Origin of the sequence: Mucilaginibacter sediminis (assembly GCF_051903035.1) — a bacterium.
GTDB lineage: Bacteria > Bacteroidota > Bacteroidia > Sphingobacteriales > Sphingobacteriaceae > Mucilaginibacter.
This window is the reverse complement of sequence record NZ_CP170602.1, coordinates 1,145,903-1,160,424: the sequence shown is the minus strand read 5'-3', so window position 1 is coordinate 1,160,424 and position 14,522 is coordinate 1,145,903. Positions and strand designations below refer to the sequence as shown.

The following is a 14,522-nucleotide window of genomic DNA, read 5'->3' as shown; positions in this document are numbered from 1 at the left end:
AATTGATTATGGGTATACAATTGCTTTTATTTTGATGGATTTTGCTATAAGCCATTTTGATATTCCCCGGAATTTTATCATCAATTACCCGAAAAATATATTCAGGGGATGTTAAATTTCTTCATTTTGGTGTTTACTTATTGTTAGGTAAAAGTGTGTTTTTAATGAAGAAGTTAGGTCATTGTTAACTTATGGAAACCATTGAGTTAATTAATAGATAATAGACTTAAAATTCAAAATTGCTACAGATTTGATGGGGTTTCTTTGCTGAAAATATCGTGTTAATGAAACAGATTTATTCAGCATTGATCTTCATGTTTTTCGTCTCAGGTTCTTATGCTTCTACCATATCGGGCTCTGTTTTTGATAAAAATGTTAACGAACAACTTGTTGGCGCAACATTAGTACTACTGCCCGGCCCGGTTAAAGCAGTTTCAATGCTTAATGGAAAATATGCATTCAGCAATTTAAAAGCGGGTACTTACAGATTAAAGGTTTCATACATTGGTTATGTATCAATTGATACTACTATAACACTTGCCGACAATCAAAATTTAAAACTAAACTTCGCCCTTGTTTCAAATACTTCCAGCTTAAATGGCGTAACCATATCCGCAAAGGGCAATAAAGAATCGGACAGGTATGCCAAAAGGGCTGAGCAACGGGCCGATAACCTGGTTAACATAGTTTCGGCCAATTCTATTGCCATATCACCCGATATTACTGTTGCCAACGTGCTGGCACGTGTTTCCGGTGTTTCTATCGAGCGGGGAAATACAGGTGACGGGCAGTATGCCATTATCAGGGGGATGGATAAGCGTTATAATACAACGTTGATAAACGGGGTGAAAATTCCGAGCCCGGATAACAAGAACCGGTATGTACCATTAGATATATTCCCCGCAGATTTGGTTGAACGGATTGAGATTTCAAAATCATTAACTCCCGATATGGAAGGCGATGCCTCCGGAGGTGTTATCAATATGGTGATGAAAACAGCGCCGGATGAATTCAGGTTAGAGGGAAATGTTGGCGCGGGTTATAGCCAGTTATTTTCAAAACGACCATTTGACAGTTTCAACACATCGTCAATAAATAAACAGTCGCCAGCCGAAATTTTGGGAAATGGTGTTTATGCGCCGATTTCTTCTTTTCCTTACAATAGCCTGGTAACAGGTACAAAAAAGACCCCTATCAACAGCAATTTTAGCCTAACGATAGGCGATAGGTTTTTAAATAAAAAACTCGGTGTAATATTTTCAGGTACTTATCAAAATACCTATGCGGGCAACAATACATCGGTATTGGTTCAAAATGCAACATTAGGGCCGGCGGCGGGCCCCAATGCCACGATGACACAGGTTTTCCCCGATTACCAAACCCGTAAATACTCCTCGTTAACCAATAGGCTTGGCTTGATCTCGACAATCGACTATAAATTTAATGCAGATAATACAGTAAGCTTATTTGGTACTTACCTGCAACTAAACGAAGACCGGGTACGGTTAACCAACGATATTCTTTTGGGCAACTATTCTTATAACGGTTATATAGGCGGTTTTCAAAACAACAACCAAACCCAAACCAGGCAGGATTTACAAAGCATTTACAGCCTGATATTGCACGGTAATAATAAACTCGCTTCGTATTTTACTACAGATTGGTCGTTAGTTTATTCGCAGGCTAAACAACAATTGCCAGATTATGCAGCGTTCAATACCTCGCAGCAAATTAGCCCTAATGCTTCAGGTACAGCCACCTCACTCTCATACGGGCCTGTCTCTGTAGAAAAAGAAACACGTGAATGGACCCGCAATACAGACAGGGATATATCGGGTTATTTGAATTTGCATTATAGCACCAAAATAAACAATCATACTACACAAATTGGATTTGGTGGTATGGCAAGGCACAAAAACAGGGATAACTACGATAATCAATATAAGCTGAGCCCGGTTCCGGATGCCGATTCAACTTACCAGAAATACGTTTCTATCCCCGCTTCGCAATTTAAATTTATACCCAATACCGATGCTTTAGGCACGGCATTTAGTAATCCTGGTGTTTATACTTTTCAGGAAAACATTCAGGCAGGGTATGTGCAAGCAAAGTATTTTATAAATGACCGTTTTGACGTTCTATTTGGGTTACGAGCCGAGCATACATCACAATCATATGATTCATCATTACCGGCAACTATAGCAGGTAAATCGGCATCTATAACTTATACCGATTATTTACCAAGCGTGAACGCTAAGTATGCGTTAAGTAATAACCAGGCTTTAAGGTTATCTTATTTTAAATCGGTTTTACGCCCCGCATATTCAGACCTGGTCCCATACCAGGATAATACCGGCTTTGCTACAGATAATTTCCCGATACAAGGTAACCCGCATTTGCAACACTCGGTTATCGATAATTTCGATTTCAGGTACGAGGTTTTTCCGAACGGTTTAGATCAGTTTATGGTGGGCGCATTTTATAAAACAATTACCAACCCTATTGAATACGCCCTGGTGCAAACAGACTTTTCGGCCAACCTTACGTTAAGCCCATATAATTTTGGAACAGCCCATAATTATGGCCTGGAGGCTGTTTTTCGTAAATTCTTCGGCAATGTTGGCGTATCAGGTAACTATACTTATACCCATTCGGTTATCAATTCTACCAAGAAATTTACTTACGTAGATCCAGCTGATAACAGTTTCCATAATATTGAGGTAAACCAATCGCGTCCGTTACAGGGACAATCGGCACATGTCGGTAATTTCTCATTACTGTATAAAGATGGTAAGCACAAATTAGATGCGCAGCTTGCCGCGGTTTACACGGGCGAAAGAATAAATACCTTGTCGTTATATAAAGATCTTGACAACTGGGAGAGGCCAACCATCAACCTCGATTTTTCGGCCCAGAAGGAGTTTAGTGAGCATTACATTGTATATGTAAAAGTTAACAACCTGTTAAACACGCCTTATAAATTAATAATAAAACAATCAAACAAAGCTTATAGCGGCAATAATAAGCTGCCTATACAGGATAGCCCTAATTATGCTACTGTAGAAAACGACAAGTTTTACGCCAGGTTCCTGGTTGGTTTCCGGTTTAAATTTTAACAATAAATTACTATAACCCATTTAATCATGAAAAATTTAAGAAATGCATTGGTTTGCCTATCAGCATTGGTACTGGCAGCGTGCAGTAAAAGTAAAGATAACGCCGTTATATCGGTTCCGCTGTTGCAAGTAGGGCAAGCGGTTAGCAATACCGCGCCGCTATCCGGCTCAATCAAAGGCACAATGCTTGCCGGTAAAACGTACACCATATCTGGCGATGTTACCATTAATGCAACAGATACCCTTTTAATTCAAAAAGGGGTTACTGTAAAAGTAACTAACTCGGCTACTTTTATTGTAAAAGGCACATTGGTTAGTTTAGGCACCAAAGACGCTCCGGTTACTATAACTGATCCGCGCAGAACCAAAACTACAGGTAACTCAACGGCCGCAACAGATTCTGCCTATGCAGGCGGATGGGGCGGTATTTATGCCGATGTTACCTGCAAATTGTTAGTTATAAAGTGGACACACCTTGATTTTGCAGGCGCAGGTTTAAAGTCACCTCCGTTTACCGGCCCGTCAACCGGCGATCAGTATGCTATATACTGGCAAAATCCAGACGGAAACTTTATTTTAGAAGATTCATGGATTTATGGTACGCCTGATGATGCCGTTCGTTTTTATGGCGGCCATATCAATATGATGAGGAACACGTTAGAGAAATGCGGCGGACTTGGCGGCGATGGTTTTAACGCCAAAGGCGGTACGCAGGGCAACATGGCATATAACCTGATCATTGGTGGTGCTACTAACGGAACAAAGTCAGCAAATGACGGTGCAAAAGGCTCTATCCAATGCCAGATAGCCATGTACAATAATACTTATGTTAATGGCGGTTTCAGAAACCACGGTGTATACGGCGCACGCTCCGGATCTGTTGAAGTTGAAAATAATTCAAGGGCATTAGCCTACAATAACTTAATTGTTGATTGCAATTTTGGTGTACGTATTGCAGGCGGTAACAACGTTACTGCTAAAGTTTATTTAGCCGATACTTTAAGCCACGCAGATGGCCCTATCACTAAAACTGCTTATGGTTATAACTTCTATTATGCTGATAATGTGGCAATTGCCAATCAGTTTTTGCCAACAAATATTGCACAAGCTGTTGTAACACATCCCCAGGCTACAGATATACCTAATATGAAAGCATTTTTAGGTGCCGCTTACACCTTTGGTTTTAAATATGACGGTACAACATTGGTAGGCCAAAACAACCCAATGTTTGTAAGCTATCCGCTTCCAAACCTGAATTTTGTAAACCAGGCCTCTGTTGATGCATTTAACTTCCGCCTTCAGGCAGGTTCACCTGCTGTTGGCAAGGGCTACACCGGCTTTAGTGCTATTGCTAATGTTCCGGTTGATCCTAACTTTGGTTCAAGCGGCATAACTCCGCCGGGTAAAGATATCGGCTGCTACCAAACTGATGGTACCGGCAACCAGCATTAATAATAGTAGTAAGTATCAAGTAGTAAGTAGTAAGTAGTAAGTAGTAAGTAGTAAGACTTCGGCGTCAGAGAGATAACATATCGCAAAGTCGCTAACTTTTAAGTTTAGCTGCTTTTGCGCTTATCTTGATCCTTGACTCTTGATTCTTAATTCTTAACTTCAATAATCATCAACAGCATGACAACCCCATTTAATGTAAATAAAACAACTAAATACATTAAACGTGGGTTGTTTTGTTTGTTGATAATTATTGCAACGGCCTGTAAAAAAACAGGTAGCAGTGTTGTGCCGGTAAAAGATACGGTTGCAACAACGCCACCGGTCACTCCGGTTGTATTCCCGTCTCCAACATACGATCCCGCATCGTTAGATACTACCAGGCTATTTAACGCGGTGCCGGTAACCAATCATCTTTTCCGGACAGATCTTGTAGAGATATCGGGCGTTGCCGCAAGCAGGTTAACCCGCGGCTTGCTATATATTCATAACGATAGCGGCAACCCAAACCAGGTTTACCTTACCGATGGAACCGGAGCTGATAAAGGAACGCTCACCTTAACCCGGGAAAGCAACCGCGATTGGGAAGATATAGCCGTAGGCCCCGGCCCGGTTGCAGGTAAAAGTTATGTATATGTTGCCGATATAGGCGATAACGATGCGAAATATAAAACAATAATGATCTACCGTTTCCCTGAACCCGATTTAACCGGAAAAACTTTACCGGTTACTTTGGATATAAATGATGTAGATAAAATTGAACTGCGTTATCCGGACGGCTCCCGTAACGCAGAGACACTGATGATTGACCCTAAAACAAAAGATATTTATATTGCCAGTAAAGAGAATAATCTTTCAAAAATTTATGTGGCCAGGTACCCCCAAAGTACCGTCGCGATAATAACGTTAACTCCTGTTGTTAAGTTGCTGTTTAACAAAGCAACCGGCGGAGATATATCTGCCGATGGTACCGAAATTTTACTGAGGAGCAAGGAGTCTATATGGTACTGGAAGTTGCCCGCGGGCCTTTCCATAACTGCCGGGCTGCTCACTAAACCGCAATATGCCCCTTACTTCAATAACGAGCCACAAGGCGAAGGTGTATGTTTTGCTGCAGACGGCTCCGGGTATTATACCAACACCGAAGTAAGGGACTATCCCGGTTCTTTAGCTACTATTTCTTTTTATAAAAGAAAATAATCCCCAATTACAAGCTCATCTTCATCATTGATTAAAACTGAAAAAATGAAGTTTTTTAAAATTTTATTTATGGCAACTATTGCTATAAACGCTTGTTGCTTAAATACCTTTGGTCAAAAAAGCATTTCTAACGATTTGAAAATAGTCTTCATCCGCCATGCCGAGAAACCGCTTAAAGGCGATAACCTTACCTGCGAGGGTTTAAACCGGTCGTTAAAACTACCGGCCGTGATAACTGCAAAGTTTGGTATCCCGGCGTTTGTGTTTGTGCCCTCACTTGGTTTGGGCGAGGCTACCAAACATGCCCGCATGTTCCAAACTATTGTACCGCTTGTGGCCAAATATAATTTAACCATCAACAGCAGCCGCACCGAGAAAGACTCATTAGGTATGGCCGCAGATCTTAAAAGCCGTAGCGGCGTTGTACTTGTAGCCTGGGAACACGGGGGCATCGCACCAATAGCAAGGGCGCTTGGTGTAAAAGAAAGTGGCTTAAAATGGCCGGATGATGATTATGACAGCATTTGGATAGTAACCTTTGATAATGGAGTTGCTGTTTTAACCAAAGATAAAGAAGGCATAGTTGCCTCAAAAGGATGCGATTTTTAACGCCATGCTACCGAATGTAAGCCTATGACAAAATTTAAGCATCGCAGGTTAAATAGACAATAGTTTTTGCCGGGTAAGCCGGGTTTGAAACTGCCCAAGCTGCCCGGTATCCAGTTAAAACAACGCATTGGGCTATTTATTCAACTTGAACTTTATGGTAACACTATTTCGCCCACGGTAGTATTTCCCGGTAATAACCTCCGGTAATTTATCATATGAATTCTGGATGTTGGCAAGTACAAAATATTCGATGTTCTGGACATATCGTGATTGGAACATCAGGTGATTGCCTGCATCAGGGTGGCCGCTGTTTGCATAATAGGTTACGCCGCCCACTTGTATCTGGCTTGCACCGCTAAAACCGTTTGCCAGGCTAAGCTTAATTTGCTTACCGTGTAAATTTGCCGTGTAGGTTGCGGTACGCGGCTGGGCAAACCCTAAAAAAGGTAATAAACTTAACGCCAGTTTGAGTAAAGCTTTAGGCTGCATAAAATTGGTTTATAAACAATAGTACGGGCAAGGTTATGTGGAGGTTACAAAATAAATTCAAAAGTCAGAATTCAAAATGGACTGTCTGGTTGAATAATAAATAAAATACATCGTCGAATAATAAAGTTTTTCAACACACATCGCTTTCTACCTTTTGCCTTTCATCGCTTGCCTCAGATAAATAATTGTCCATTCAAACAAAAAACGACTCCGGTGTTTTAATTAATAAAAAGTATTATGTCATTTGATCAATACCACGAACCAGTAAATGAATTGTCGGCCGAAACCCGCACATTTGCAAGGATGATTGTTTCGCTTACCGAGGAGGCCGAGGCCATAAACTGGTACGAGCAGCGGATAGCTGTAGAAACAGATAACGACGCCAAAGCCATTATGCAAAATGCCCAGCATGAGGAGTTTAAACATTTTGGTATGGATTTGGAATTTTTGCTGCGTAAAAAGCCCGTTTGGCGCACCACTTTAAAGGCCATCCTGTTTCAACAAGGTGATATTGTTGAATTGGGTAGCAAAGGCGAGGAGGCGGCTGAGGACTAAACTATTTTACCATGAGTAACCAACGAATAAAACTGGTACAGGGCGATATTACCAAAATTAAGGCCGATGCCATTGTAAATGCTGCCAACACATCGTTACTGGGCGGCGGGGGAGTTGACGGCGCCATCCACAGGGCGGGCGGCAAAGCCATACTGGAAGAGTGCATCCAGATTCGTAACCGACAGGGCGGCTGCAAAACCGGCGAGGCGGTAATTACTACAGGTGGTAATCTTCCGGCTAAATACGTGATCCACACGGTTGGACCGGTTTATAATAATGGCGGCAAAGGCGAGGATGGATTACTGGCTTCCGCCTATTTAAACAGCCTTAAACTGGCTGCTGAAAACCACGTGGAAACCATTGCTTTCCCTAATATCAGTACGGGTATTTACCATTTCCCTAAAAAGAAAGCGGCAACCATCGCCATAAAAACAGTACAGGATTTTCTGGCAGAGAACGACGGTATTAAAGAGGTAGTTTTTGTTTGCTTTGATGACGAAAACTGTGGTATTTACAAAGGTTTGTTGTAGCAATGTGGAATATTGTTTTAAGGTGATAAGGGATTACGCTTAAATATTTATTATGTTAGCTACATGCACCCGGTTTTAAAACAATACTTTTCTGGTAAGATTGATCTTTCTGCCGGGCACGAGGCATTGATTGACCGTTGCTTTAAGCTGAAACATGCTAAGCGGAACGAGGTATTGGTACCAAAAGGTAGTGTAGCTAAAAATATTTACTTTGTGATCAAAGGCTGTCTCCGGGTTTTCCTGGTTGACGACAGCGGGAATGAGTCTACCAGGTTTTTGATATTTGAAAACAATATGGGCACCGCTTTCCCAAGTTTTATCAACGGCACGCCGTCCCTGGCTGCAATTCAAAGCCTGGAGGCATCAGAATTGCTGGTGCTAAGCCGGCACGACAGGGATCTCCTGCTAAAAGAGGTTCCCGGCTGGGAAACCATGTACCGCATAGGGCTTGAGCAGGATTATATCGCGTCTATCCAACGGATAGAGAGCCTGATCACCATGGATTCAAAAGCCCGATACCAGGTGCTGATGGATACCCGTCCGGATATCATCAGGCGTTTGCCCAACAAAATAGTGGCCGATTACCTGGGCATCTCGCAGGAAACGCTTAGCCGGCTGAAGGCCCACCGGCCCACTAAAGCCTAAGCTCCCGCGAGCTTCCAGATCGTGGGTCGCATAGTTTCAGCTTTCAGCTGAACTTAAGCCAAAGGCTTAAACCAGATTACCCCACGAGTTCCACTAACGCTACCCTCACATGAGTTTGGCACACTTAACCAAACCAATGACTAATGACCACTGACCAATTTGATTTATTGACAATTGTCAATCTTTTTGACAACGATAAGCACTTGATTTGTACTATTAAACCATCAAAATTATGTACAGGCAAATTGTAATCTCCTTTATATTTTTACTATCAGGTAATATCGTTTTAGCGCAAACCAATATTGGCCAGCGCACTTTTCAGTTTAAAGATCAAAAGCGTAACCGCCCGGTAACAACCGAGGTTTGGTACCCCACTACTGATTCGGTAAAACAGGCTGATAAATACTTTTCGCCATTTACCCGTGTGCAAACCGTGCGCAACGGAAAACTGCCTGCGGTTAAGTTGCCGGTTATTATGCTGTCGCACGGCACCGGTGGCGGCAGGTTAACACTGGAATGGCTGGCAGCCGCGTTGGCGCAAAACGGCTTTATTGTGGCCGCTGTAGATCATTGGGGCAATACTTATGATAACAAGATAAAGCTGGAGTTTTTAAAGGCCTGGGAGCGCCCGCAGGACATTAGTTTTGCATTAACCTCGCTATTGAACGACCGGGATTTTAAGGCAATAATAGATCCCGACAGGATAGGGGCGGCCGGCTTTTCATTTGGAGGGTTTACGGTAATAGCCCTCGCAGGCGGCGAATTTGATTTTGATGTGCTGCGCAATTACTATAAAACCGCAGGCCGTAAAGAAATCGAAATTCCCGAATATCCCGGCCTTGTAAAATCGCTGGATGATAGCACGCTGTTAACCGAATCAAAACATTATCCTCCGCTGAAAGATAAGCGTATCAAAGCATTTTTCTCTATTTCGCCGGCCCTGGGCCCTGGTTTTGTAAAAAGGCAGCAGGTGAAAAACATCAGCAGTCCTGTTTATATCGTGGGTTCGCAAAGCGACACTATAGCGCCCGTAAAAACTAACGCCATCCATTACCACCAATTGATAAAAGGATCGCAGCTGTACATTAACCCCGGCAAAACCGGGCATTATGTAATGTTGTCAGAAGCCATCGAACCTGTAAAAAAGGAAGCACCTGTGCTATTCGCCGATGATCACACTGTTAACAGGCATGCCGTGCACCTGAAGATGGATAGTTTGGCTATAGCGTTTTTTAGGAAGACATTAAGCCCCCCGGCCCCCTGAAGGCGGAGTAAAACTTATAGGTGATTTGTGGAGCTTATATACACTCCCTCAATTGTTATTAAATGGAAGAATTATGAACCATTTAAATATCGAACCCCGAATGTCCAATAACGAATAATGAAAGAAAACTTCGGTGTTGGAGATTCAAAATTCATTATTCGATATTATCGGTACTTCTGGTTTGCTTAACTAATGCTATTGAACACTCCCCCTTCAGGGGGCCGGGGGGCATTGTAACAGCTTGGTGATATATTCCCGGCATTACTATATTCTCCTATATTTGAAATACAAACCGCAATTCATCTACATGAGAAAAAAGTATTACCTGCCGCGCATTTGCGTGGTAACGGCAATGGCTGCCGGGCTTACCTTATCAGCATCAGCACAACAAAAAAATATTTATCATAAAGGCTGGATAGACTTTAATAAAAATGGTAAAATGGATGTGTTTGAAGACCCATCTCAAACCATTGATAAGCGCGTTGCCGATTTACTAAGCCAGATGACCGTTGACGAAAAAACATGCCAGATGGCCACGCTATATGGTTATAAACGGGTACTCAAAGAGGAAATGCCTGTCGCCAACTGGAAAAACGAGATCTGGAAGGATGGCATAGCGAATATAGATGAAGAACTAAATAACCTTACATCGCATACGGATGATGCGCCTACGCAATATTCGTTCCCCTTTAGCAAACATGCTTCGGCAATTAATACCGTGCAAAAATGGTTTGTTGAAGAAACCCGCATGGGCATCCCGGTTGATTTTACCAACGAAGGCATCCACGGCCTGAACCATGACAGGGCAACACCTTTGCCGGCGCCTATCAGCATTGGCAGTACATTTGACAAACAACTGGTACGCCAGGCAGGCCAAACCGTAGGCCGCGAAGCCAAAGCTTTGGGCTATACCAACGTTTACGCCCCCATCCTTGACCCCGCCCGCGACCAGCGCTGGGGCCGCGTGGTTGAGTGTTATGGCGAAGATCCTTTTCATATTGCGGAAATGGGCAAACAAATGGTACTGGGTATTCAGGAGGAAGGCGTTGCCTCAACCCTTAAACACTTCGCAGTGTATAGCGTACCCAAGGGTGGTCGTGACGGCGCAGCACGCACCGATCCGCATGTGGCACCAAGGGAAATGCACCAGGTTTATTTATACCCTTTTCGCCGGGTTATCCAGGAAGCGCATCCTATGGGCGTAATGAGTAGTTACAATGATTGGGATGGCGTGCCTGTAACCGGGAGTTATTACTTTTTAACGCAGCTGCTGCGCCAGCAATTTGGCTTTAATGGTTATGTAGTGAGCGATAGCGAAGCGGTTGAATATCTTTATTCCAAGCACCATGTAGCGGCCGATTATAAAGAAGCCGTAAGGCAGGCGGTTGAGGCGGGCCTTAATGTGCGCACCAACTTTACCATGCCACAAACCTTTATTTTGCCGCTGCGCGAGCTGATTAAAGAAAACAAGATTTCGATGAAGGTGATAGATTCGCGGGTGGGGGATGTATTGCGGGTAAAATTCCGCCTGGGTTTGTTTGATAGCCCTTACGTTAAAGATCCAAACGCTGCCGATAAAATTGTACATACGGCCGATGATGCCGCCTTGTCGCTCAAAATGAACCGCGAATCGATGGTGTTGTTGAAAAACGAAGGCGGCTTGCTGCCTTTGGATAAGAAGAAATATTCCAGGATATTGGTTACCGGCCCATTGGCTAAAGAAACCAATTATGCCATCAGCCGTTACGGCCCCTCGCATAACCCGGTTACCAGTGTGTACGATGGCTTGGTTAATTATATGGGTAACGATGGCTTAATTGTATATGCCAAAGGTTGCGACATGATAGATGCCACCTGGCCCGAGAGCGAGATTATTGAAACGCCGCTTACCCATCAGGAACAAATAGAAATCGATAACGCTGTAAACCAGGCCAAAAACGTGGATGTGGTTATAGCCGTTGTGGGCGAAGATGTAGATAGGGTAGGCGAAAGCTTATCGCGCACAGGCTTAAACCTTCCTGGCAGGCAATTAAAGCTGATACAGGCTTTACAGGCTACCGGTAAGCCCGTGGTTATGGTGATGATAAATGGGCAGCCGCTTACCATCAACTGGGAAAATAAATATGTGCCGGCTATTTTAGAGGCCTGGTTCCCGAGTGTGCAAAGCGGGCAGGTAATAACCGAAACGTTGTTTGGTGATAATAACCCGGGTGGTAAGCTGCCCATCACTTTCCCAAAAACCACAGGGCAAATTGAATTCAACTTTCCGTTTAAGCCCAATGCCCAGGCAGGGCAGGGCGGTCCCAACAGCTGGGGTAAAACCAGTGTAAACGGCGCTTTATACCCATTTGGTTATGGCTTAAGCTATACCCAGTTTGAATACAGTAACCTGGTAGTGTCGCCGGAGACAGAGAATTCTCAGGGTGATGTGCAGGTAAGCGTGGATGTAACCAACACAGGTGACCGTGCCGGGGATGATGTGGTACAACTATACCTGAAAGACGAAGTAAGCAGCGTAACTACATACGAATATGATCTGCGCGGTTTTGAACGTGTAAATCTTAAACCCGGCGAAAAAAGAACGGTACAGTTTACCCTGCACCCCGATGACCTGGCCCTGCTGGATAAAAATATGAACTGGACAGTTGAACCAGGCAAATTTATGGTGATGATAGGCAGTTCATCGGAAGATATCAAGCTGAAAAAGGAATTTGAGGTAAAGTAAACGACTTTAAATAACCAATTAGTGAAAGACTTGCGAACAATAAATTTCGATTTTGCTGATTTGACATTAGTTCTTTCCGACTCCCGGGTCTTACTAAAATCTCATTTTAGTGCAAGGTGTGGTGCGTTTAAATGCGGCCGGCTGACTGATGAGAAGGGATGGGATGAGGCAGTTTTTAGCATTAAAGTGTGTGTACCGGTACGGGGTGAAACACCCTGGTACGGGGTGGTACACAACCGGTGGTTAATATTTTTAACCTAAACGGTGTTTTTTAACCGAAAAAACAGTCTTATGCTCGACCGGTAATCCGCGCTTAAAAATAAAATGAAAGGTTTGCGAAGTTTAATAATCGCAAACCTTTTTTGTAATATTGATATATGATTGAAGATTTATACCTGGGCGACTCATGGATCTCACTCGAGTTTTCGACGGACGGAGGTTTGCCTGTTTTTGTAAAATTTAGGCCTTACCTGCAAAATTTTATTGATACCGGTTTTTATAACCACCGGATGGATGTGATTTGGTCATATAATTCGCCCAATGAAACTTTGCTGCCGCACGAAATAGATCTTGACCTGATGGAGCAGGTTGAGGAAGCGCTTGCAGATATTTTGGAAGAGGATAATCAAACTATCCTGGCGTTTTCATTTACCGGCGAAAATGAACGATGGTGGGCATGGTATACTACTGATGTTGATATAGCAGGCGAACGCCTGAACGTGGCATTGGCAGGCTTTGATGAATTACCAATCAGTATTACCGCCAATACCGACCCGGACTGGGACGAGTATAACGGTGTGCTGGAAGATTTTGCCGAATAGCTTTTAATAACCTCACATGAAAATACCTACTATTACCGGTATTATAGACAGGCGCATATTGATTAACTTTGCAGTCGATCCTGATATTGCCAAATTAATAGTTCCGGCCCCGTTTAGTCCTAAAATTGTTAATGGTAAAGCCATTGTGGGTATTTGCCTTATCCGGTTAAAAGATGTAAGGCCTAAAGGAATGCCCGCTTTTGTTGGGGTGGGTTCCGAAAACGGCGCGCACCGCATTGCTGTTGAATGGCAGGAAGATGGTGAAATTAAAGAAGGTGTTTACATTCCCCGGAGGGATACTTCATCCCGTTTCAACACTATTGTTGGCGGCAGAATATTTCCGGGCAGGCATTATCACGCCAGGTTTGATGTTAATGAGCATAACAGCAATTATCACGTAGCTTTTGAAAGCTCGGATGGTACTACCATTAGCATAGATGCTAAAATTACCGATACTTTTAACAAAGATTCTGTTTTTAAGGATTTAGATACTGCATCTGATTTTTTTAAAGCTGGTGCCACAGGCTATTCGCCAAATGGCGATAAATATGAAGGCTTGTTGCTGCATACAGAAAACTGGAAGGTAGAAGCCCTTGAGGTAAGCAAAGTATCATCAAGCTTTTTTGAGGATGAAGCTATTTTTCCAAAAGGGACTATTGTGTTTGATAATGCGCTGTTGATGACCAATATACAGCACGATTGGTATTCAAAGCCCGATAAGGCGGTTGTAAATAACTGACCATGCCTGTAATCATTTTCCGTAAGATAAAATTTGATGCGCTGGTTATTATTATATCATTGCTGGTAAGCGGCACCTATATTTTAGATAGGGTAGTGCTGTTTTTTTTAAGGGCCTATTTGCGTAACCACTATGATTCGCATTTCGCGACAAAAAACAAGGTGCAGGCAGATGTAACCGGAATTGCTTACTGGGCAATGTTTATAGAAAGCTACTACCTTATTGTGTTCCATTTATTGGTACTAACAGCTGTATTGCTGGTTTTTTTTCACAAACAGCTAAAATTGTATACGCGCGAACTACTTTGGGCTTACCTTATTATTGTAGTTTGCTATATCGGGTATTTTGCCGTTGCAAGATTATTTGTTAAACATTAAACA

The 14,522-nt window shown here is 43.0% G+C and carries 13 protein-coding genes; 12 read left to right on the top strand and 1 reads right to left on the bottom strand.

Annotated elements, in window-relative coordinates; genetic code table 11:
• The first annotated feature begins 284 nt into the window (after positions 1-284).
• The 4 genes from ACFGVS_RS04580 to ACFGVS_RS04565 all read left to right on the top strand — a co-directional run bounded on the left by ACFGVS_RS04580 (position 285) and on the right by ACFGVS_RS04565 (position 6,374).
• A complete protein-coding gene (locus tag ACFGVS_RS04580) occupies positions 285-3,116 on the top strand; it encodes a TonB-dependent receptor domain-containing protein (protein ID WP_439697647.1) in 2,832 nt (943 codons plus the stop codon).
• 27 nt (positions 3,117-3,143) lie between these two features.
• The gene (locus tag ACFGVS_RS04575) at positions 3,144-4,568 is read left to right on the top strand and encodes a hypothetical protein (protein WP_439697645.1); all 1,425 of its coding nucleotides are present in this window, start codon (positions 3,144-3,146) and stop codon (positions 4,566-4,568) included.
• Positions 4,569-4,745: 177 nt separating this feature from the next.
• Positions 4,746-5,765: a hypothetical protein gene (locus ACFGVS_RS04570; protein ID WP_439697644.1), complete on the top strand. Its 1,020-nt coding sequence runs from the start codon at positions 4,746-4,748 to the stop codon at positions 5,763-5,765.
• Between the two features lie 45 nt (positions 5,766-5,810).
• Entirely contained in the window at positions 5,811-6,374 is a 564-nt protein-coding gene (locus tag ACFGVS_RS04565) for a histidine phosphatase family protein (protein WP_439697643.1), read from the top strand.
• Positions 6,375-6,506: 132 nt separating this feature from the next.
• Here ACFGVS_RS04565 and ACFGVS_RS04560 read toward each other — a convergent pair whose 3' ends face one another.
• Positions 6,507-6,863: a hypothetical protein gene (locus ACFGVS_RS04560; RefSeq protein ID WP_439697642.1), complete on the bottom strand. Its 357-nt coding sequence runs from the start codon at positions 6,861-6,863 to the stop codon at positions 6,507-6,509.
• 237 nt (positions 6,864-7,100) lie between these two features.
• On the opposite strand from ACFGVS_RS04560, the gene ACFGVS_RS04555 reads away from it, so the two are divergent.
• The 8 genes from ACFGVS_RS04555 to ACFGVS_RS04520 all read left to right on the top strand — a co-directional run bounded on the left by ACFGVS_RS04555 (position 7,101) and on the right by ACFGVS_RS04520 (position 14,519).
• A complete protein-coding gene (locus ACFGVS_RS04555) occupies positions 7,101-7,418 on the top strand; it encodes a ferritin family protein (protein WP_090649817.1) in 318 nt (105 codons plus the stop codon).
• Between the two features lie 11 nt (positions 7,419-7,429).
• Complete coding sequence (locus ACFGVS_RS04550; protein ID WP_090649823.1) at positions 7,430-7,948, top strand: O-acetyl-ADP-ribose deacetylase; 519 nt, start codon at positions 7,430-7,432, stop codon at positions 7,946-7,948.
• A 63-nt stretch (positions 7,949-8,011) separates the two neighbouring features.
• Positions 8,012-8,593 (top strand): Crp/Fnr family transcriptional regulator, encoded by a 582-nt coding sequence (locus tag ACFGVS_RS04545; RefSeq protein ID WP_439697640.1) that lies wholly within the window; start codon positions 8,012-8,014, stop codon positions 8,591-8,593.
• A gap of 232 nt (positions 8,594-8,825) precedes the next feature.
• Complete coding sequence (locus ACFGVS_RS04540) at positions 8,826-9,857, top strand: alpha/beta hydrolase family protein (RefSeq protein WP_274208519.1); 1,032 nt, start codon at positions 8,826-8,828, stop codon at positions 9,855-9,857.
• Positions 9,858-10,164: 307 nt separating this feature from the next.
• The gene (locus ACFGVS_RS04535) at positions 10,165-12,582 is read left to right on the top strand and encodes a glycoside hydrolase family 3 N-terminal domain-containing protein (RefSeq protein ID WP_439697639.1); all 2,418 of its coding nucleotides are present in this window, start codon (positions 10,165-10,167) and stop codon (positions 12,580-12,582) included.
• Between the two features lie 377 nt (positions 12,583-12,959).
• Positions 12,960-13,403, top strand: a complete 444-nt coding sequence (locus tag ACFGVS_RS04530) for a DUF695 domain-containing protein (RefSeq protein ID WP_274208517.1) — start codon at positions 12,960-12,962, stop codon at positions 13,401-13,403.
• A gap of 16 nt (positions 13,404-13,419) precedes the next feature.
• On the top strand, positions 13,420-14,142 hold the full coding sequence (locus tag ACFGVS_RS04525; RefSeq protein ID WP_439697638.1) for a DUF2071 domain-containing protein: 723 nt from the start codon (positions 13,420-13,422) through the stop codon (positions 14,140-14,142).
• Positions 14,143-14,144: 2 nt separating this feature from the next.
• The gene (locus tag ACFGVS_RS04520; RefSeq protein ID WP_439697637.1) at positions 14,145-14,519 is read left to right on the top strand and encodes a hypothetical protein; all 375 of its coding nucleotides are present in this window, start codon (positions 14,145-14,147) and stop codon (positions 14,517-14,519) included.
• The last annotated feature ends 3 nt before the right edge of the window (positions 14,520-14,522 follow it).

Bases quoted from the DNA above. Each gene is read 5' to 3' on its own strand.
- ACFGVS_RS04540 (WP_274208519.1), top strand. From the start codon at position 8,826: ATGTACAGGCAAATTGTAATCTCCTTTATATTTTTACTATCAGGTAAT.
- ACFGVS_RS04520 (WP_439697637.1), top strand. From the start codon at position 14,145: ATGCCTGTAATCATTTTCCGTAAGATAAAATTTGATGCGCTGGTTATT.
- ACFGVS_RS04560 (WP_439697642.1), bottom strand. From the start codon at position 6,863: ATGCAGCCTAAAGCTTTACTCAAACTGGCGTTAAGTTTATTACCTTTT.
- ACFGVS_RS04550 (WP_090649823.1), top strand. From the start codon at position 7,430: ATGAGTAACCAACGAATAAAACTGGTACAGGGCGATATTACCAAAATT.
- ACFGVS_RS04580 (WP_439697647.1), top strand. From the start codon at position 285: ATGAAACAGATTTATTCAGCATTGATCTTCATGTTTTTCGTCTCAGGT.
- ACFGVS_RS04525 (WP_439697638.1), top strand. From the start codon at position 13,420: ATGAAAATACCTACTATTACCGGTATTATAGACAGGCGCATATTGATT.
- ACFGVS_RS04565 (WP_439697643.1), top strand. From the start codon at position 5,811: ATGAAGTTTTTTAAAATTTTATTTATGGCAACTATTGCTATAAACGCT.
- ACFGVS_RS04555 (WP_090649817.1), top strand. From the start codon at position 7,101: ATGTCATTTGATCAATACCACGAACCAGTAAATGAATTGTCGGCCGAA.
- ACFGVS_RS04535 (WP_439697639.1), top strand. From the start codon at position 10,165: ATGAGAAAAAAGTATTACCTGCCGCGCATTTGCGTGGTAACGGCAATG.
- ACFGVS_RS04530 (WP_274208517.1), top strand. From the start codon at position 12,960: ATGATTGAAGATTTATACCTGGGCGACTCATGGATCTCACTCGAGTTT.
- ACFGVS_RS04545 (WP_439697640.1), top strand. From the start codon at position 8,012: ATGCACCCGGTTTTAAAACAATACTTTTCTGGTAAGATTGATCTTTCT.
- ACFGVS_RS04570 (WP_439697644.1), top strand. From the start codon at position 4,746: ATGACAACCCCATTTAATGTAAATAAAACAACTAAATACATTAAACGT.
- ACFGVS_RS04575 (WP_439697645.1), top strand. From the start codon at position 3,144: ATGAAAAATTTAAGAAATGCATTGGTTTGCCTATCAGCATTGGTACTG.